The organism is Odoribacter laneus YIT 12061 (assembly GCF_000243215.1).
Classification (GTDB): domain Bacteria; phylum Bacteroidota; class Bacteroidia; order Bacteroidales; family Marinifilaceae; genus Culturomica; species Culturomica lanea.
Genome location: NZ_JH594596.1, coordinates 1 through 19,535, shown reverse-complemented (window position 1 = coordinate 19,535; position 19,535 = coordinate 1). Strand labels below are relative to the sequence as shown.

Here is a 19,535-nt window from a genome sequence, read left to right as displayed (position 1 = left end):
CCGATCCCGGGATTTTCTCCCCACAATGCGATAAATAAGGAACAAAGGGACGATTCCTTTGTCATTTCTTCTCCCATAACCTAAAATTATCTCACCCCAAACACCAGCCCAAACTTAAAAGCAATTTTTCCCCTCGAAATCGATTCACCATTCAGGAAACGCCCTATATTCCCACCCCAATTGAGTTCTAAAAGCATTCCCTTTTTGTAAACCCTCCTCAATCTCCAATAAGGAAAAAAACATAAGATTTTGAACGGCCTTCGCGATATCCTTTCCAGACAGGATCAAAATAATATACACAATCTACAGCCAGAAAATTTGCACTATTTCCACAAGTATTTTTTCCCATCTTGGCCCGTCTTTTCCTATCATCATAATAACGAGGCAGAACACCTATTAAAGGTGAAATAGCGTAATAAGTATTATGATCTCCCAAAGCCATAGTCGTGGATTTTACACCCATACGTCCCCCGGTGCAAAAGTATTTGTATAGGCATCTCACAACCGACACTCCCTCCTAACTTCTCTAAAATAATGGAAATCGAACGTTGTAATTGTGAGTTATTTTCCTCTCCTTTTACGACTGAACCTAGGACAGAGAATACAACTCTCAACAAATTCCTACAAAACTTTTTTCCTAATAATCCAGACGAAGCTCCTCACTTGTTGCTTTTATTCCAGAACTTTTCAAGGTGAATACGAATCATTTTCCCTGTTCTGTATTCTGCTCGCCACACTTATAGAAAGTGTAATATAACAATTTTTCCATAAAATGAAAAACAAAATGCCGGTCATCATGCCCAAATAAATCCCCCTTTTTTCGCTCTGCCAAACTTTTGTATACGAAGTGAATTTAATACAAATTTGAACTATTTTACAGCAATATTTTTATTCCTTCTTCCTGAACGTCGCTTAAAAGCCCCCAATTATTAAGTGAAAAATACCATTTTTGTTTTCATTTACTCATTTAAATCATTCATTTTATGGCAACAGTTCATGTAAAATTGCGTTCATCTGTCGTAGAGGGTAAACCAGGTACCCTCTTTTTTGTTTTATCTCATCGGGGAAATACCAAACAAATTAAAACAATCCACAAACTATTTCCTCCCGAATGGGATCCCGTATCCCAGCATCCCCTTATTCCGGACAACGAAAGGAGTATGTATGTACAGCAGGTAAAAATGTCCCTGCAAGAATCGCTGATCCAACTTCGTTCCCTCATTCACTCTTATCCTCCCGGAGAACCCGACATCCTTCAGCAAATAGTAAACCGTTTCAACGGTAAATCCCCCTCTCTTCGGTTGTTCTCCTTTATTGATAAATTACAAAAACAATTGGAACAAAACGGTCAAATCAAAACAGCTATGTCCTATCATTATGCCATGAGGAGTTTTAAAACCTTCCGGGAGGGACGAGACATCGAATTAGCCGCTATCGATTCCGTCGTTATGTCAGAATACGAATATTGGTTAAAAAGAAAAAACGTCACTCTCAATTCCATTTCCTTTTATATGCGGATTCTTCGGGCAATCTACAACAAAGCCGTGGCCCAGGAATTAATTATTCAACGCGATCCTTTCAAAAATGTATATACCGGAATAGAAAAAACCCGAAAAAGAGCGGTAGATGAAAATATCATTCTAAAATTAAAAAAGTTGGATATTAAACAGCCGAACCTCACTTTTACCCGGGATCTTTTTTTACTTAGTTTTTATACCCGGGGCATGTCTTTTGTCGACATGGCCTATTTGCGCAAAAAAGACATCCGTGAGGGAATCATTTACTACAAACGCCGCAAAACGGGTCAGCGTCTTTCTGTCAAACTGGAACCCTGTATGCAGCGCATAATAGACAAATATGCCCCTCATGTCCCGAAAGAATTGGATTACGTACTCCCGATCATTAGCAGTACCGATCCGCTAACTGCTTTCAAACAATACCGGAATGCTCTCTCTTATTACAACCGCCTGCTCAAAAAACTGTCTCACCTCCTGGGTCTGCATCAAAGCCTTTCTTCTTACGTCTCTCGGCACAGCTGGGCCACCATCGCCTACAAAAGACATATACCTCTTTCCATCATCAGCGAAGGTATGGGGCACTATTCGGAAATGACTACTAAAATCTACCTGGCCTCCCTCGACCAAACCCTCCTCGACCGGGCCAACCGGACAGTGTTGAAGGGACTGTAAAAACAATCTTTCCACTCATTCGAACAAGAAAGGTTGAATAAACAGCATTCATAGAAATCGGATAAAGCAAATTTTATCCGAAGATATTACACGAAATCTTGCCCAAGTTCCAAAAGCTTATGCTTACTTGGGCAAGTACCTATAAGAGCAGTACCGGTTGTAAAAAATAGCGCATATCCTATTACAAAAGAAAATTTTTACACTCACAAAATTTTTCTCAAAAAGAGCTTCAAAAAAATTCCACAACAGTCTGTATCGAAATTACCAGAAACTTAAAATAAAAAACATTCGTAAAGTCAGATAAAAAGGTAAAACCACTACATTTAAAATAAAAAATGAAGAAAGAGTAGACCTATTGGCTAACTCCTTCTTCATTCCCAGAGAAGAGAGGATAATTTACAAAATATTCCTCGTTATCTGTTTGAGGTATCCGGGCAATATGCTAATGAATATTTCTGCCCGTTGTTCCACCAAAACTTCTACACATCCATCATTCTTTCATGTTGTGAAATCCGAAGAAAAAATTCTTCTCATTTAACTCACTATTTCCTATTCTACAACGCATACCGATGCCAGTCTACCCACATTTCTTTGTCATACCTCCAGCTATCCTTTACTGCCTCGGTAAGAATCTTATTAGAGAAAACTAAAAGAATAGAATTCGGTTCGTTGGCTTTAAAGCCATTGGCATACCCTTCCGGTATGAGCAATATTTTACTATTCTGTGCATTCAATTGAAATATCTCCGGTTGTAGGTTTGGTGAAGGATTTTCCCAATTGTCCACTTTCACAAAAGCTGCCGTAAAAGATCCTTTTACCACATAAAACCATTTTTTCTCTTCCTGATGAGCATGCCATGCCCGTATAATGGAAGTATCTTTTTGGTGAATGACATAAAAACGTTTAATTTCGCTCATATCTAAATCATTCACATGGGAAATCTGTCCCCTTACATCAACCGAAATCCCGCCTTCTACAAATTTAATTTCAGACATATTCTACCAAATAAACTGATTAATTTTTTCTATTAACTTCTCTCTGTTAAAAATAGACTTAGATAAGTATTCCGAGTTTTCAGAAATCTTTTTTATTTCATCTTTAGAAAATTTAGAAAACATTTTAAACCCTTTAGCAATATCATCAATATCTGAAGGATTAGCCGCAAGTCCCAAAGAATAGTTTTCTACAATTTTACGGACTTCGCCTTTAAATATAGCAAAAATAGGTTTATGAGTAACTAAGTAAACTTGAAATTTTGATGGAATCATAATCTCATATAGGGGCACGTCTTTTAAAGAAATTATTAATACATCGCTAGCCTTATAATAGTCGGACATTTCTGATAAGGATTTGCGCCCTGCAAAATTTACATTTTTAATGTTTTCTGTAACAACAAATGTCTTTAAATATTTTAAAAAAGATCCATCACCAATAATATTCAGATATGCATTAGAATAATTTTTTGAAAATATTTGAAAACCTCTAAGCACATTCTCCAGATTTTGTACTTTACCAATATTTCCAGCAAAAGTGAAATTAAATTTTCCAGGCAATTTTATATTACCTACTGGATGATAATCCAGTAAAGACCAATTAGGTACAAAAATAATTTCTTTTTCAGGTACATATTTACGTATTCGCTCAATAAAACCCTCGCAAGAAACTAAAATATAATCACAATTTTTATATACCCATTTTACAAATCGATTCAAACAAAAGCATAAAATCTTTGTTTTCTTAAACCCATAAGCGTATACAGTCTCAGGCCATAAATCCTGTGTCCAGATAATAACTTTTGCTTTATAAATCTTTTTAGCTAAAATTCCAGCTGTTGCTAATGTCAGGGGTCCTGTTTGATAAACAAAAATACGATCAAATCTTCTTCCAATAAACATTATAATCCAACAACTCCAAAATACAAATGAAAAATAATTTAGAATCTTGATAATTTTGCTTTTTTGATAGCCTTGAATGACCGGGAAACGATGAACTTTTATTTTATTAAAAAAAGTAATCTGATAAATTTTATTTTTATAACCTTGGAAAACCTTACCAAAGGGATAAGAAGGTGTGCGAGTTAAAACCTCAAAGACATAACCTTTTTTCTCCCATTCTTTTACCAAGTCATTAATCAGAAAATCTTCGGGGTAAAAAGCTTCCCCCAATACTAAAACCTTTTTAGAGTTTTTCATCCCAAGAATAAAGTTGAGAATATAAATCTTTATGTTGATTCATCCATTCGCGTTGCTCTATCAACATTTTTTTATATGCAGGTACAGAATAAATAAAGCGTTGAGATCTGGCAATTGATTTATCAACGGAATAAGTATCATAAGGTAATATATTCACATCCTTTTTCCCCCAGATATCTTTAAAAAGGCAAAGTAAGTCATATTTTGAAATACCTATTCCATTACTCAATTGGACTAAACCATGTATATTTTTCTCTATAGCAACATCAATTGCCTTAGCCAATTCAAAAGTTGTAACACCGCCCCAAATAACTTTAGTATACCCATTAACATTTCCAGACTGATCCATAAACCAATGAAACAATCCTTCACCATTTATTTTCAGTTCTGGTCCTATGATTGAAGTGCGGATTGTCAAATCCTTTTCATTAATGATTTCTCCCAAGGCTTTACTTCTTCCATAAATATCATCAGCATCACGAAAATCCTCTTCAGTATAACCACCTTTCTTACCAGAAAACACACAATCTGTACTAATATGAATTAATTTTGCACCAATTTCATCAGATAGCTTTTTTAATAAATGAGGAAAATAAGCATTAATTAAAATTGCATTATCAGGATGCTCTTTAGAACCTTTTACTAATACTCCAATGCAGTTAATTATCAAATCAGGATGAGTGCTCCTAACTACTTTTGCGACAGCTTCAATATCCGTCACATTAACAATAATACTATCTTCTGTAAGCTTTGTACGAAATACAACATTAGTAATATTATACTTTTGTGTACTTTTCAGATAGTAATAAGTGATATGCCCGGCCATCCCTGTAGAGCCGAACAATAGAATTTTTCTTTTCACCATAAATCAGATTTCTTTATGCCAGACTGTCCGGTTTATATAGTCTGTATAGGAGAGAATAATACGAACAACTTTTTTAGAAACATTTTCCGCTTCGTAATCAGGTACTGTTCGGATAACTTTTTTACTTTCAGCATATTGAGCTGTTACGATATCAATAGAATCGAGTATCCGCTGACTATTCAAGCCTGTCATTATGAGAGTCCCTTCATCCATACCTTCTGGTCGTTCATGGGCTTGACGAATAGTAATTGCCGGAAAATGTAAAATAGAAGATTCTTCAGTAATGGTTCCGCTATCCGAAATTACGCAAAAAGCATTTTGCTGCAATTTAATATATTCCATAAAACCAAAAGGTTTCATGAATTCTATCATAGAATTAGAATTTACAAAACTGATTGCTTCAAGTTTTTTTCGAGTACGTGGATGAGTAGATACAATCACTTTTTTGTGATATTTTTCTACGATTGCATTTAAAGATGCTAATAAATCTGCAAAATTTTTTTCAGAATCTACATTCTCTTCACGGTGGGCACTTACAATAAAATATTCTCCTATTTGCAGATTTTCTTTTTCTAATACATTATTGGCTTCAATTTCTGCTTGATGATACTTCAGTACTTCTGTCATTGGAGAACCTATTTTAATAACCATTTCAGGGCGAAGCCCTTCCTCCAACAGATAACGTCTGGCATGTTCAGAAAGAGGCATATTAATGTCGCTTAGATGATCCACTATTTTCCGGTTGATTTCTTCAGGAACTCGTTGATCAAAGCATCGATTACCAGCTTCCATATGAAAAATAGGAATTTTTTTTCGTTTAGCTGAAATTACTGAAATGCAACTATTTGTATCTCCATATAAAAGTATTGCATCTGGTTTTAGTTGTTCTATTAAATCATCTGATTTTTGGATGACCTTTGCAATAGTTTCTGCAGCATTTTTCCCAGCAGCATCCAAGAAATAATTTGGTTTTCTAATATGAAGTTCTTGAAAAAAAATTTCATTTAACTCATAATCAAAGTTTTGCCCGGTATGGACAATAATATGTCGTGTATATTTATCCAATTCGGCCATCACCCTACTCAGTTTAATAATTTCTGGGCGAGTGCCGACAATAGTCATTACTTTAAGCATTGTAACTAGTTTTAATTTACTCACTCCGGATTTCGCGAGCTTTTGCTTTGGACTCCATACCTATATCTTCGCGTATGAAGCGTAATTTCAAGAGAAGTTCTTTCATTTCTTCAATATTCAGCCGATGAGTATTATGGCTGTGATAATCTTCCACTTGAGACATTGCTTCATTACCCTTAGTGAAAAATTTATCATAATTTAAATCTCGAGTATCACATGGAATTCTATAATATTTTCCCATATCAATGGCGCGCACCATTTCTTCGCGAGTTACTAAAGTCTCATAAAGTTTTTCACCATGGCGGGTACCAATAATTTTTATTTCAGTATCTTGTTTATAAATTTCTTTAAGAGCTTTGGCCAACGTCTCCAATGTTGCAGCGGGAGCTTTTTGTACGAATAGATCCCCATTATGAGCATGGGTAAAAGCATAAATTACAAGATCTACTGCATCATCCAATGTCATCATAAAACGGGTCATATTAGGATCAGTGATCGTAATGGGTTTGCTTTCTAGCATTTGATCCACCCAAAGAGGAATAACTGATCCCCGACTAGCCATCACATTTCCATAGCGCGTACAACAAATTGTAGTTTTTGCATCTTCTCCTAATTCACGTCCTTTAGCTATAGCAACCTTTTCCATCAAGGCTTTACTCATTCCCATTGCATTAATAGGGTAGGCCGCTTTATCAGTAGAAAGAACAACAATGTTTTCCACTCCGTGCTCAATTGCAGAATTCAGAACATTTTCTGTTCCTACAATATTCGTTCGTACTGCCTCTACTGGGAAAAATTCACATGAAGGAACTTGCTTTAAAGCTGCTGCTGAGAACACATAATTAACCCCCTTCATTGCAATATCTACAGATGACTTATCCCGAACATTACCAATATAAAATTTCACCTTTGGAGTTTGTAGCACGTGACGCATGTCATCTTGTTTTTTCTCATCACGACTAAAAATCCGGATTTCTTTTATATCAGAATCCAGAAACCGACGCAACACTGCATTACCAAAAGAACCTGTTCCTCCAGTAATCAAAAGAATCTTATCTTTAAATACACTCATTTAGATATTAGATTTACATATTTATTCTTAATGAAATTCTCAAAATACTTATTATAAGTTTTATTCCACATTTCTTTTGCTTTATTTCCTTTCGTACGAACATCTTTCAGACTTATTGATGATAGCACTAATTGTATATCTTCATAATTTTCAGATACTACATAACCGATACCATTATTTATTATTTTTTCAGTCAGAATTGTACCCTTATTCGTTAGTATAGGTTTACCTAATAACATTGCTTCATAATATTTATTGGGGGCTGCGTATATATTATTACTGTTTTTAGAACTGTACATAGCATATATCAAATCAGAATTATACATAATATTAAGTCCATCCAAATATTTTACTTTACCGAAATATTTGAAATTAGGAAGAGATTGCAATTGTATACACCTATTTTCTATATCCTTCTCTCCAAAGCCGGCTATCAATAGGTTGATTTTGCTTTTTTGAACAAGATCCAATAATTCATCCAATAGTCTACTTTTTGAAAATCCTCCAACATAAGAAAGAACTAGTAATGGATTATTAAATTGAAATTTTTCATCTTTTTGCAGAAAATCGTAACTTGTAAAAGCTGGAGTATTAGGTACAATCAATTCTGGTTTATTAAGTTTATAGGGGATTTGTCTGATTCTTTCTGGTTCACAAATAATAACTTCATCAGAATATTTTATAGTAAATTTTTCCATAATTTTAAATATTCTTTTGATCAGAGATTTCTCTTTATCGAAATTTGAACTAAACCAATCACATACGTCAAAAATTGTTTTAATCTTACGATGAAATAAAAACTTAAAAAGTGTAGCAGGATAAGCAGCATCTAGATCAAAAGCATGAATCATTTTAATATCTTTTCGATATCTATAAAATGTTTTCATCAAAAACAACATCCATAATATTCTGTAATAAGATGCTTCGAAGCCACCAATATTATAACCAGTCTTTTTCCTAAAATAAATAGTATTTTCTCTATATAAATTTTCTCCTTTACGATCCCAACCTATAGCTAAGTACTTGATTTTTTCTTTTTCAAAAAAATCGATGTATTTTTCTATACGCGGAGATGAATATATACCGTTTGAACGTGTAATAATAATCATATATTGAATAATAATGGTATTTTATAGATTGACAGGTAATTCAAATTTTGATCCCAAATAATTGTAAAAATCTATATTATAAGAACCGAATCCTGACGTAAAGGTTAGTTCTCCAAAATATATTTTCCCATTTATATTATATAAATCGAGCCTTACGCACGGAATATTACGGGTAATTTTTTGGCAATACTCCAGCATTAATTCATAATTCTTAGGTTTTTCTATATTTTCATCACTACGAAGGCACTTTTTTATATTATATGATATATTATTCCAATTTACATCGTATAGTGATAATTTATACTTATGCTTTAATATATTCCTATCAGAAACGACAAGACAGGTCTCCGGTTTACCATTAAAACACCAAAATTTATAATCTTTTAAAGTAGTATGCTCTTCTTTATCACTTAAAAATTCTTCTATAATAATACATTTAGGAATCCGAAGGTAATGACTTTGTGCATTTATATAACCATAATCTAATTTTAGCCATTTGTTTAATGTTTTATTTATTTTCCGAATATTTATTTTGCTTTTATCTCTAACAATAATAACACTACCACAGCCATTATTAGTTTTTATGACAAATTGTTTAGGTAATGACTCAAAATCTATCTGGTTAGCATTTGTATATTTTCCATAAAGTTCTGGGAGTTTACATTCTGGACATATTTTCTTTATATAAGAACGAACTTTATATTTATCAGCAAGCTCACTCCACAATGAGGTATCTGAATTAAACTGCATCCAGATAATTTTTTCGATAAGATCTTTAGGACACTCCCAATTGATATTCTTTTTAAAAACCTTCAAATAAGATTTGTTTGCTAATTTTTTAGGATTTTTAAGATATTGGTATTTGTTAGAATAATATATATACGTATTAACAATATGCATAATTCCTGGTAAATTTTTTATAATATTTTTAAGTTTCATTTTATTTGAGTTAATTGTATAAATTTATTTATATGTTCAGTTAGATTTTTTTCAGCTATTATGATATTATCAATCTTTTTAACTACTGAATATCCATTATATTTTGAAGTCAAACGGTAGAAAATTTTATTCTTTATCGTTTTAAAAATTCGAGTAAATGTTAATTTGGTATATAAAAAAAGAAATCGAGATTTATTCCTGGAATTTTTTAATCCCAGCTTTGTTTCTCCATAAAAAACTGCAGCACAAGCATACATATATTCATAATTCATAATCTTAATATACTCTTCCTGTTTTACATATCTTAATCCTTTTAAACCTGATTCGGGCCAAGCGAATCTACCACACCATATACGAGGAATTGTCGGTTCCCACTTATCAATGACAGATTTAGATATAAAACTTACTTCTTCTAAAGGTGATTTGCCTATTTTACGTTTAAAAATTCCTCCTCCTGTCATATTAGAAGTTCCATTAATAATTACAGGAATATCTATAATTGCATATCTTTTAACAAAAAAACATAATGATACCCCATTGGACATATCGGGTGATCCGCCAGGAAAAAAGGTATGTCCGATAAAATAGAGTTTATCAAGTACTGATCTTTTTATGATTCCATGGTATAAAAAAGGCATTTCACAAGGATATTGTAAACCTTTCTTTAATGCTTTGGTCAAATTTTTTAATGGAGAAGCGAGTCTATAACTATATTTACATTTTTTATAAAGTAAAGCATTTGAAAAATTAGTTCTATAATTTTTTTTATTATAATCATTCCAGAAATACGCTCCATTATCGCATCTTACTGCATCAATATTGTTATTTTTCATCCAATTTACGCAGTCCAAAATGGTATGACAAACTCCATCATCATCTCCAATAAAACAAACATATTCTCCTCTAGAATTTATTATTGCCTGATCAGAGTTTTCTGACATAGATAATTTTTTATTTGAATAAAAATATCTTATTGATTTCCAATTGCTTGTAGATAAAAATTTATTTATTTCAGTATTATCATCAGAATTATCTTGTATAACGAGTTCTAATTCTTCAGAATTAAAAGAATGTATTAATTCTATCAGATATTTGAGATATTTATATCTATTTTTAGTGGGTACTACTATACTGAGTAAAGGTTCCATTTCTTAACAATTAATATTTTGACAAAGAATTTATTTCTTTATGATTATAAAGAAGAATATCTAAATAGATAAAATTATACAACATGTTTTATGTAAACATTAATATGCATAAAAAGAATAGTATGCACTATGAAAGAATCATCAAAAAAGTCGGTATGCTAACAATATTGATTGTTTTCACGGTTTGTTATTACTCCAACTCCTAATATATACATGAATAAATAAAAGAACCAAAATACACCGTGAATGGTTTGTGCAAAAATTAATAAATAAATAAGTGAAAATAATACTAATCTATATTTATTATATTGCGAAGAAAATAAGGGAAATAATAAATAGACTAAATATGCTATCAATGAAAATAACCCATATAAAACTATATAAACCTTCCAATCTGTACTGCTAAATTCAAAGGCACTCCCTCTTCCCCAAAACAAATCTTTACTATGAACGAATTGATCCCAAAACCATTTGTCTGTATATTCGTTCGATCTGTTATATCCTCTTATGCCCTTGCCTTCATCATACTCTAATCTGGCAAATATTGCATTATTTAACCAATTATCACCTTGATTATAACTTTTTACGAAATTAGTAATAAGTAGAGCAAATAAAACTATAGATATTAACCATAAGATACTTTTTTTCAATCTACACAACAAATATATAAAGGTAGTTATAAGCCATCCTGCTAATGAAAAAGTAAATAATAAACATATCAAGAATACAATATTTATTTTGTTCCATTTATATTGGCCCAGAAATAAAAATACCGATAATAAACAACCTAAATAACCAGGTTCTAAAAAAACCGAACTAAAGCGATAATAATCATATATACTATTTAAATTAACTAAAAACAGGTAATAATTTTTAAAAATATATTGATACAAACCATCAATCTTTCCATAATAAACAATAGAATAAGAAAAATTTATATTACTTAAATATAAAATCCAACCAACTAAGGAAACACTAAGAAAAATTGCAAACCAAAGCCTAATAGATAAAAACAAATCTTTTTTATATCGACTTTTAAGTGCAATTATAAAAAAAAGAGGTATTATTCGCAGTACAGAATTGATCATTCCATTCAAATTCATATGTGTACTTGTTAATATACTCGCTAGTAGAAGGAGTAAAAACCAAACAATTTTTTTTTTGCCAACAGAAAACAGATAAGGAATAAACATATATGTTAGAATCCCTGAAGCAATAAAAATTAATTGTACGATTACATCCGGTATCCCCCAAAAAAAATATGCTTTGAAAGAATACAATGAACCTATAAATAAAATCCATTTATATAAAAGCCAAATTTTTGATTTTTCCATTATTATTAATTAACTTTATATAAATATCTGTATAATATCTTCAGGAACTTTTTTTTATAAAAAAGATTCAAAATAGCATCGAAAAAAATCTCAGGAATTACAAGTACAGACCTATAACCAAGTATTTTTAATAAAGAACATTTATAATTACTTGTTCTGTTCTCAAATTCTAATTTGGCCAAAAGATCATTGTCTCTCATTATTTCTTCTTCAGAAAAATTTACTTGATTTCTATTTTCAATAATCGATTTGAAAAATAATTCATTAAATTCATTTTCACTTAATATACAATCCTTCATTCTACGGCCTTTTGTTTCCCTATATTTCGAATCGTCAATGAGTTTTTTTGCTTCATTCGCAAAACTATTTAAATCAAATGTTGAAATACTTTCGAAGTTTTTTTGACAAACAAACTCTTCTACCATACTTTTATTGTTTGAACAAAAACTTAAAATTGGTTTTGCATTATTTGCTGCATATTGACACATTAAACCTCCACTAAAAGGATAAGTATTTAAATAGATATCACAATGTTTAAATACTTCATTTATATCTGAACGATGACCAATCAAATGTATTCGGTCTTCATAACAGTTATTTTTAATAAAATCGGCAAATATTAAATTATCACCCGCTCCAGCAAATACAATAACTGCCTGAGAGTTATTATCTAGTATTATCTTGAGTAATTTAAAAAACGTTTTTTTCTCATCCACTATTTTATAATAAGCACCTCCGGATAGAATTACTACTTTATCGTTACAATTTAAAGGAAAACCTTTGAAAATAGAATCTTTAGAAATAGGATGATATGGCAATAAAAAAATATTTTCCCTTGATATTTTTCTTTGAAAAATTGACAGTATCGCTCCATATGCTCTAAACTCAAACGAAAAATCAATACATCCAGTTCCTATCCAAAACGTATGATCTGTTAAATTTATTTGATATCTCTTTATACTTTCTGGTAAAGCGTAGAATGCCGTTACAGCATAAACAGCACTCGGACTAAGATGCATAAACAATTTGCTCGGATTAAAGGATATTATAGAATCATATATAAATTGTATTCTTTCTAGTGATTTTAAGTTATTAGGAATAGAAATTATTGTTGCATTATTATACTGCCGAATTTCGTTAATTATATTTCTAGCATTAGGATTATCCATATTTTGTTCCATTAAATACAATAACTTCCACCTAGCATTCATTATAGCTCTGATATACTGCTGAGTTAATCCTTTATTATCTAATGAAAAACTATCATAAAATACACATCTGTTAGTTATTGTTTCCAGCTTTTTTTCTCTTTTCCTTATATGAGATGACAATTGTTTCAACATTTTTTCAAGTTCATCATCTTTAAATCCCAAATAAAAAGTATATGCAGTATAGGCAGCGGCTTTAAGATAGCACAAGCACCTGTTAAATTGTCTTTTATTCAATGCTTTTTCAGCTTTCTGCTTCAACTTAACGAACAACTTTCTAATGTATTTTTCCGTTAATTTCATTTTTACTGCATTAACTTTTTTAAAGGTATTCTCTTATTAAATTCATATAAACAGTATCCGCATATAATAATTACGAAAAAAGCTTTTAAAAAAAAATTCCACGAAAATATTAGTTCTGTAATATGATAACTAAGAAGTACCGTAAGTAAAATAAAAAATAATCTGAGATAAATTTTTGAATAAACAATGGAGTATTTTACTCTTGCCACAATAGCCACCCAAATAAAATATATAACATAGTTAAATGTAAAGGCGATCCCTATTCCCAATAACCCATAGTAATAGTATCCCAATAAATAGGAAGGTAATGTAATAAATTTTATTCCTATTTCATTAAACAGAAATGTCTTTACATCTCCTTTAGCTAAAAAAACAAAACTAATTCCCCATGATCCTGATTTTATGAAAGAACCTATTAATAACCATTTTACCATTGGTACAGCCATTAAAAATTGTCCCGAGTACAAAAGTTTAATTGCAATATTAATAAACACAATCATTATAATGATCAGAGGAGTTAAAATCAATAAAGCTATTTCACCCTGTTGATTAACAGTCTGCTTCACTTCTTGGTTTTTATTTACAATCTGAGATAATCTTGGAAAATAATCTTTAGCCATAGCTGCAAACACAAGGCCTAAATATTGCCCGTTTATGGCCCAACCTGCTGAATATAAACCGACATCGTTTATTCCACCATTGCGTAAAATAAATGACCTCAAAAAAAACTCCACAACATATACCATTATGCCCGAAATTGACATAGCTGTTCCTAATTTAACCGCAGATAAACCTATTCTAAAACTATCTCTATAAGTCTGTTTTACCTTGGTTAAATTTAACTTTTGCACATAGAAATAAGATACGGCAGCACCCGAAAAAGCCGTCATAATTAAAGCACTTACAATACCTTCTTCTTTTAAGAAATATAGTAATGGTATGGAAATAACAAAAGCAATTAATGCACCCAAAAGATTAGCTCGAATCAATCTGGTTAACTGCCGTATTCCTTGCAGTATTGCTAAGTATTCTTGATTTAACGCATTAAAAAATACAACTACAGACAAAAAAATAAAAGCCAAAGTATAGCTACTACTTTTAAAATACCATTGGCTTAAGTAATCAGACATAAAAATAGTGATGATAACTCCTAAGAATCCTGTTACTAATACCCATCTATGTATAGCTTTTACAGTAATAGCTATCTTTATTTCATCATTTTGACTTTTAGCATAAGCTATTTCCTTAACGGCACTACTCTGTAAACCAAGGTTACTTATAGAAGATATAAGCTGTATAGCAGCGTTAAACAATCCCATCAATCCTATACCAGCAGGCCCTAACCATAAAGCAAGCAATTTTGATTTAACGACTTTCAGTATAATCAAAATGAATTGCGTCCCTCCAAATAAAGCAGTTGCTTTAAAAGCCGTTTTATAACCTTCTTGCGGAATACTATTAATGCTTTGTTGCATATACATTTACTTACTTAAATTTATTTACCCCAAAAACCACTTCTTCCATTTCCTCTTCTGTCATGACCGGGCTTATGGGTAAACTCAATTCTTCTTTGTGAATTTGTTCTGTTATAGGAAGAGAAATATGATTCATCTCTTTATAACAGGTTTGTTTATGAGGAGGTATAGGGTAATGGATAATGGTTTGGATCCCCTGCTCTGTTAAATATGCTTGCAATCTATCCCGTTCTGTACAACGGATCGGGAAAAGGTGGAAAGCATGAGATTTCCAATTACTGATCTTTGGTAATATAATCTTAGGATTCGTTATTTCATTTATATATCGTTTTGCAACTTCCTGGCGCAAGGCTACATCTTCGTCTAAGTGCTTTAATTTTGTTGTAAGTACTGCTGCTTGTATTTCATCTAAACGACTGTTTCTTCCGCAATATTGAAAGACATATTTTTGGGATGAACCATAATTCGCTACAGCTCTTATAATTTCAGCTAATTTCTCATCGTTCGTCGTTACGGCACCTGCATCACCTAGTGCGCCTAAATTCTTGCCCGGATAAAAAGAATGACCTGCAGCATCTCCCAGAGATCCCGTTTTTTGATTTTTGTATAAACAACCATGAGCCTGCGCATTATCTTCTATCAATTTCAGGCGGTATTTTTTACATATTTCACCAATTTTTTCCGTATAGGCACATTGTCCATAAAGATGTACAATCAAAATCGCTTTAGTTCTATCGGTTATTGCTTTTTCAATTTTAGAATCATCTATTTGATACGTTTCTATATCGGGCTCTACTAATATCGGTTTTAAGCCGTTTTCAGTTATAGCTAAAATGGAAGCAATATAAGTATTTGCAGGAACAATTACTTCATCCCCTGGTTTCATAACTCCCATTTCCAGGTATGCTCTGAATATCCAAATTAAAGCATCTAAACCATTGGCACATCCGATGGTATATTGGGTACCGATATAGTTAGAATAATTTGTTTCAAAGGTTTTATTTTCATTTCCTTGGAGATACCAGCCTGCATCCACTACACGTAATACGGCATCGTGTATTTCATCAGCATATTTTGCTGTAATTTTTTGTAAATCTAAAAATTTGATCATATCTCCTTAATCTTCTTTAATTCTTTTCAAAAATTTTGCAGGACTTCCTACATGGATTTCATAATCGGGAATATCGTGTGTAGCTAAGCTTGCTGCTCCAAGCATAGCGAAAGCACCAATTTTTTTATAAGCTAGTATCGTCGAACCTACCGCAATATCAGAGCATATTCCCATTTTAGAATAACCTGTCATAATAGCTCCCACCGAGCAGTGGCAGAGTTCTCCCATTTCAATATTATGGCCGATCATACTATTTGCCATAATCAAAGAAGAACTTCCTATAATGGCTTGGGGACCCACATAACAATTTGCCATAATAAAAACTCCGGGTTCAATAATTGCGTTTTTGGCGACAAAGGCAGATTTGTGTATGATGGTCGCCAGACGATTTTTCGGAATATTGGCTTCACGATACATTTTTTCCGTTAAGACATTTCTGCCTACTAAATGAATTCCCCAAGAAAAGTAATAATCTGTTGTGTCGAGAAATCTTTTAATGGAAGAGAGCGGGCCTATAACAGGATAACCACAAACTTGTTCTTCAAAATCATTAATAAACCCAACAATTTCCCATTCATAATCATTGTATCTTTTTTGATTATCTTCAATACAAGAGGCAATAACACCACCGTTACCTTCGCCTCCAACAATAATTACTTTCTTTTTCATTTTTCAGTTCCGAGTTTTCTTTTTTTTCTTTCTTCTTTTATAATGCCCAAATGTTCTTTAGATAACAAGTTAAATGGTAATCTTTCCAAATCATTATAAAATTTTACTCTTTTAAAATATTCAGGGGAAGTAGGATTCTTACACATACACCAATTATATTTTGCACAATAATCTGCTATACTAACATCCATCCTGAAAATATTCATAATTTCTTTACATTCTAATAACAAAGAATTTCCTTTGGAAGAGTTTGCCATAACAAAAGAAGTCCCTTTATTGTCATCATAAAGACTATTATATTTTTCTACCGCCCAAAAATCACCTAATGTGAGATCTGCAACTCTCTTCAAATCTCGGTATCTACAACAGAAACAGGAGGGACGAATATTATACCTGCTATGAAATGAAACAACATAATCGTCATCGAGAATTGAATTATAATATTCTTTCCCATTTTCGAATTCTACTGCAATAGATTTTTCTCTCCAGCCATTCCGTTTATCTTTAAAATTAACGGATTTTACAGAAGAGTGATATTTATTTCTAAGATATTGAATATAAATTTTATAAACTTTAGGAGAAGAAACACATCCGCATATTAAATCACAGGTAATTAATTTTTTAAAATCTTTACCAAGATAAGAACGTAAACCTCCTACTTCACAAGGAGTTCCTGTAAATAATACATATTTATTCTGAAGTAAAATATCTTTTATAAGAGAATAAATATGATACTTATTACTTTGAACAAATTTTGATCTTCTTAAATCATCCAAAGAGACATCATCTTTTGCTATTTTATGCAATACTTCATCATATTCTGCATTAAAACCAACTCCGCAAACAATTCCTTTTTTTGCAAAAATAATTTTTGAAAGAGCAGTAAATGCTCCACCAGAAGAACTTCTTTTTCTTATTTCTTCACTTTTAGACCAACATGCATAAAGAATAGAGGTTTCAGATAAAAATAATTCGCTATTATCACACTTTTTCAAGCATATTCCACAATGAATACACAAATTATCATTGACAAGCGGGTATAAAAAACCTTCCTCATCAGGGATCATTTGTATTGCTTTAGTAGGACAGGATTCATAACAAGCACTACAACCGCAACAATTGTCTTTAAGGACCAGAGAAACATTATTTATTAATTTCATCAATACTTTTTTGTACAATTAATTCTTTCTTATTTAAAACATTTTTAGCCATTTTGACCATAGGGGGACCTATGAATTTATTGTCTTTTACAGCTACGCCTTTGCCTTCCTTTTGAGCCTCTTCGGCTAAAATCAGCATTTCTTCAGCCCATTCGATCTCTTCCGGACTGGGAGAAAAATATCGATGACATAGGGGCAATTCTTTGGGATTTAGAATTAACATGCCTTCGAATCCTAATTTTTTTGAAAGTATCAAGTTTTTCTCTAAATCCTCCAAATCATGTACATTGATATGTACAGTGTCGATAGGAGTGACACCACATGCTTTTGCTCCCATGGCTATCATCCCGCGGGCTGTATATATACTTAAGCCTTCAGGATCGTGCTTTCCTCCTAAGTCCGTAACAAAATCTTCACACCCGAATGCTACTGCTACGACCCGGTTGGGACAAGCAGTACAAATATCCTGAATATTCATAACTGCCCCTGTGGTCTCTATGAGCGGAATGATTTTAAACGTTCCAACCGGAATCCCTTTTTCATATTCAAGGGTTTCCAGCAATTTCCCAAAAAAATAAACATCTTCTCCTTTTCGGCTTTTGGGATACATAAAACCGGCAATTCCCTCTATCGTGAGTTGAGTAATGTCTTTTAGTAATTCGCCGCTTTCCCTGTCATTTACTCTGGGAAAAAGTAAGTGTTTGTTTAGTATTCCATTCTGTACATATTTTATGATATTGTCCCTGGCTATTTGTTTATTCTCTACAGGCTGTACAGAATCTTCTATATCTAACAGGAGTATGTCTGCATCTGAGCGGGAAGCACTATTCATAAGCCTTTCATTATGTGCAGGTACGAACATAAGGCTGCGCATGAGATGATTGTATTCCATAATTATTTGATTATTTGTTTTTTGACAAGGACTTTCCTGCGAAAAGATAGCACATCTAATCCATTCTGGTTGGAAGCAATGGTTTCTACGTATATTATTCCCCGGTCCGGTTTTGTATGCGATTCCCTTTTATCTAATATGGTGGTTCTTACATATAAGGTATCATTTATAAAAACAGGATTTAAATGTTTGATTTCTTCATAACCTAAGTTTGCAATGGCTTTCCCGCTGATATCAGGTACCGTCATGCCTACCGCCAAAGAAAAAACCAGTGTGCCTACTACTAAAATTTTACCGTGTTGATTTTTTTGTGCGTAATCTATATTTGTATGCACGGGATGATGGTTCATTGTCAAGAGGGAAAAAAAATTATTGTCACATTCAAAAATTGTTTTTGACAAAGAATGTTTGAGTGTTTTCCCTACTTCAAATTCTTCAAAATATAATCCTAGTTTACTTGCTTCCATTTCTATATAATAAATATTCGTTATAATTTCTAATGTAATCCTTTTCGTCATACTTTTCTGAAGCAAGCACCATACAAACAGCTCCTGACGAGAAATCGTATAAATCACGCCATATACCCGGAACTACATATAATCCTTGGTAAGGCCTGTTTAACATAAACGTCCGTTTGACATTTCCATCGTCCAGGGTTACGCTGAAAGAACCACTGACTGCTATAATCAACTGAGATAGTTCTTTATGCGCATGAGACCCTCTGGCTTCTCCTCC

General features: G+C 32.2%; 19 protein-coding genes. 1 reads left to right on the top strand and 18 read right to left on the bottom strand.

Annotated features, from left to right (window positions below; genetic code table 11):
- Positions 1–217: 217 nt before the first annotated feature.
- The gene (locus tag HMPREF9449_RS00095) at positions 218–442 is read right to left on the bottom strand and encodes a hypothetical protein (protein ID WP_009135174.1); all 225 of its coding nucleotides are present in this window, start codon (positions 440–442) and stop codon (positions 218–220) included.
- A gap of 541 nt (positions 443–983) precedes the next feature.
- Between HMPREF9449_RS00095 and HMPREF9449_RS00090 the strand changes: the two genes are divergently transcribed.
- Positions 984–2,189, top strand: coding sequence for a tyrosine-type recombinase/integrase (locus HMPREF9449_RS00090; protein WP_009135173.1), 1,206 nt, complete (start codon positions 984–986; stop codon positions 2,187–2,189).
- Positions 2,190–2,743: 554 nt separating this feature from the next.
- Here HMPREF9449_RS00090 and HMPREF9449_RS00085 read toward each other — a convergent pair.
- The 17 genes from HMPREF9449_RS00085 to HMPREF9449_RS00005 all read right to left on the bottom strand — a co-directional run.
- A complete protein-coding gene (locus HMPREF9449_RS00085) occupies positions 2,744–3,184 on the bottom strand; it encodes a WxcM-like domain-containing protein (RefSeq protein ID WP_009135172.1) in 441 nt (146 codons plus the stop codon).
- 3 nt (positions 3,185–3,187) lie between these two features.
- Entirely contained in the window at positions 3,188–4,381 is a 1,194-nt protein-coding gene (locus tag HMPREF9449_RS00080; RefSeq protein WP_009135171.1) for a glycosyltransferase family 4 protein, read from the bottom strand.
- A complete protein-coding gene (locus tag HMPREF9449_RS00075) occupies positions 4,368–5,246 on the bottom strand; it encodes a dTDP-4-dehydrorhamnose reductase family protein (protein ID WP_009135170.1) in 879 nt (292 codons plus the stop codon). Before HMPREF9449_RS00075 ends, HMPREF9449_RS00080 begins: the two co-directional genes overlap by 14 nt.
- A 3-nt stretch (positions 5,247–5,249) precedes the next feature.
- Positions 5,250–6,380 (bottom strand): non-hydrolyzing UDP-N-acetylglucosamine 2-epimerase, encoded by a 1,131-nt coding sequence (gene wecB / locus HMPREF9449_RS00070; protein WP_009135169.1) that lies wholly within the window; start codon positions 6,378–6,380, stop codon positions 5,250–5,252.
- A 16-nt stretch (positions 6,381–6,396) separates the two neighbouring features.
- A complete protein-coding gene (locus tag HMPREF9449_RS00065; RefSeq protein ID WP_009135168.1) occupies positions 6,397–7,452 on the bottom strand; it encodes a polysaccharide biosynthesis protein in 1,056 nt (351 codons plus the stop codon).
- The gene (locus HMPREF9449_RS00060) at positions 7,449–8,561 is read right to left on the bottom strand and encodes a glycosyltransferase (protein ID WP_009135167.1); all 1,113 of its coding nucleotides are present in this window, start codon (positions 8,559–8,561) and stop codon (positions 7,449–7,451) included. Before HMPREF9449_RS00060 ends, HMPREF9449_RS00065 begins: the two co-directional genes overlap by 4 nt.
- A 21-nt stretch (positions 8,562–8,582) precedes the next feature.
- Positions 8,583–9,500 (bottom strand): ATP-grasp fold amidoligase family protein, encoded by a 918-nt coding sequence (locus tag HMPREF9449_RS00055; protein ID WP_040611129.1) that lies wholly within the window; start codon positions 9,498–9,500, stop codon positions 8,583–8,585.
- Positions 9,497–10,648, bottom strand: coding sequence for a glycosyltransferase family 2 protein (locus HMPREF9449_RS00050; RefSeq protein WP_009135165.1), 1,152 nt, complete (start codon positions 10,646–10,648; stop codon positions 9,497–9,499). Before HMPREF9449_RS00050 ends, HMPREF9449_RS00055 begins: the two co-directional genes overlap by 4 nt.
- A gap of 158 nt (positions 10,649–10,806) precedes the next feature.
- A complete protein-coding gene (locus HMPREF9449_RS00045) occupies positions 10,807–11,982 on the bottom strand; it encodes a hypothetical protein (RefSeq protein WP_009135163.1) in 1,176 nt (391 codons plus the stop codon).
- Positions 11,983–11,987: 5 nt separating this feature from the next.
- Entirely contained in the window at positions 11,988–13,493 is a 1,506-nt protein-coding gene (locus tag HMPREF9449_RS00040; protein WP_009135162.1) for a glycosyltransferase, read from the bottom strand.
- 2 nt (positions 13,494–13,495) lie between these two features.
- A complete protein-coding gene (locus HMPREF9449_RS00035) occupies positions 13,496–14,968 on the bottom strand; it encodes an oligosaccharide flippase family protein (protein ID WP_009135161.1) in 1,473 nt (490 codons plus the stop codon).
- Positions 14,969–14,978: 10 nt separating this feature from the next.
- Complete coding sequence (locus HMPREF9449_RS00030; RefSeq protein WP_009135160.1) at positions 14,979–16,079, bottom strand: DegT/DnrJ/EryC1/StrS family aminotransferase; 1,101 nt, start codon at positions 16,077–16,079, stop codon at positions 14,979–14,981.
- 6 nt (positions 16,080–16,085) lie between these two features.
- Positions 16,086–16,748: a PglD-related sugar-binding protein gene (locus HMPREF9449_RS00025; protein ID WP_009135159.1), complete on the bottom strand. Its 663-nt coding sequence runs from the start codon at positions 16,746–16,748 to the stop codon at positions 16,086–16,088.
- Entirely contained in the window at positions 16,745–17,908 is a 1,164-nt protein-coding gene (locus tag HMPREF9449_RS00020) for a Coenzyme F420 hydrogenase/dehydrogenase, beta subunit C-terminal domain (RefSeq protein WP_009135158.1), read from the bottom strand. The genes HMPREF9449_RS00025 and HMPREF9449_RS00020 overlap by 4 nt, the downstream gene beginning before the upstream one ends.
- On the bottom strand, positions 17,892–18,800 hold the full coding sequence (locus HMPREF9449_RS00015) for an HpcH/HpaI aldolase/citrate lyase family protein (protein ID WP_009135157.1): 909 nt from the start codon (positions 18,798–18,800) through the stop codon (positions 17,892–17,894). Before HMPREF9449_RS00015 ends, HMPREF9449_RS00020 begins: the two co-directional genes overlap by 17 nt.
- Positions 18,801–18,802: 2 nt before the next feature.
- A complete protein-coding gene (locus tag HMPREF9449_RS00010) occupies positions 18,803–19,267 on the bottom strand; it encodes a MaoC family dehydratase (protein ID WP_009135156.1) in 465 nt (154 codons plus the stop codon).
- A partial coding sequence (locus HMPREF9449_RS00005) for a sugar 3,4-ketoisomerase (RefSeq protein ID WP_009135155.1) occupies positions 19,254–19,535 on the bottom strand: 282 nt, incomplete at its 5' end. The genes HMPREF9449_RS00005 and HMPREF9449_RS00010, both read right to left, overlap by 14 nt.

Coding starts and splice junctions, on each gene's coding strand:
- HMPREF9449_RS00095 (WP_009135174.1), bottom strand. CDS start 442: ATGGCTTTGGGAGATCATAATACTTATTACGCTATTTCACCTTTAATA.
- HMPREF9449_RS00090 (WP_009135173.1), top strand. CDS start 984: ATGGCAACAGTTCATGTAAAATTGCGTTCATCTGTCGTAGAGGGTAAA.
- HMPREF9449_RS00085 (WP_009135172.1), bottom strand. CDS start 3,184: ATGTCTGAAATTAAATTTGTAGAAGGCGGGATTTCGGTTGATGTAAGG.
- HMPREF9449_RS00080 (WP_009135171.1), bottom strand. CDS start 4,381: ATGAAAAACTCTAAAAAGGTTTTAGTATTGGGGGAAGCTTTTTACCCC.
- HMPREF9449_RS00075 (WP_009135170.1), bottom strand. CDS start 5,246: ATGGTGAAAAGAAAAATTCTATTGTTCGGCTCTACAGGGATGGCCGGG.
- wecB (WP_009135169.1), bottom strand. CDS start 6,380: ATGCTTAAAGTAATGACTATTGTCGGCACTCGCCCAGAAATTATTAAA.
- HMPREF9449_RS00065 (WP_009135168.1), bottom strand. CDS start 7,452: ATGAGTGTATTTAAAGATAAGATTCTTTTGATTACTGGAGGAACAGGT.
- HMPREF9449_RS00060 (WP_009135167.1), bottom strand. CDS start 8,561: ATGATTATTATTACACGTTCAAACGGTATATATTCATCTCCGCGTATA.
- HMPREF9449_RS00055 (WP_040611129.1), bottom strand. CDS start 9,500: ATGAAACTTAAAAATATTATAAAAAATTTACCAGGAATTATGCATATT.
- HMPREF9449_RS00050 (WP_009135165.1), bottom strand. CDS start 10,648: ATGGAACCTTTACTCAGTATAGTAGTACCCACTAAAAATAGATATAAA.
- HMPREF9449_RS00045 (WP_009135163.1), bottom strand. CDS start 11,982: ATGGAAAAATCAAAAATTTGGCTTTTATATAAATGGATTTTATTTATA.
- HMPREF9449_RS00040 (WP_009135162.1), bottom strand. CDS start 13,493: ATGAAATTAACGGAAAAATACATTAGAAAGTTGTTCGTTAAGTTGAAG.
- HMPREF9449_RS00035 (WP_009135161.1), bottom strand. CDS start 14,968: ATGCAACAAAGCATTAATAGTATTCCGCAAGAAGGTTATAAAACGGCT.
- HMPREF9449_RS00030 (WP_009135160.1), bottom strand. CDS start 16,079: ATGATCAAATTTTTAGATTTACAAAAAATTACAGCAAAATATGCTGAT.
- HMPREF9449_RS00025 (WP_009135159.1), bottom strand. CDS start 16,748: ATGAAAAAGAAAGTAATTATTGTTGGAGGCGAAGGTAACGGTGGTGTT.
- HMPREF9449_RS00020 (WP_009135158.1), bottom strand. CDS start 17,908: ATGAAATTAATAAATAATGTTTCTCTGGTCCTTAAAGACAATTGTTGC.
- HMPREF9449_RS00015 (WP_009135157.1), bottom strand. CDS start 18,800: ATGGAATACAATCATCTCATGCGCAGCCTTATGTTCGTACCTGCACAT.
- HMPREF9449_RS00010 (WP_009135156.1), bottom strand. CDS start 19,267: ATGGAAGCAAGTAAACTAGGATTATATTTTGAAGAATTTGAAGTAGGG.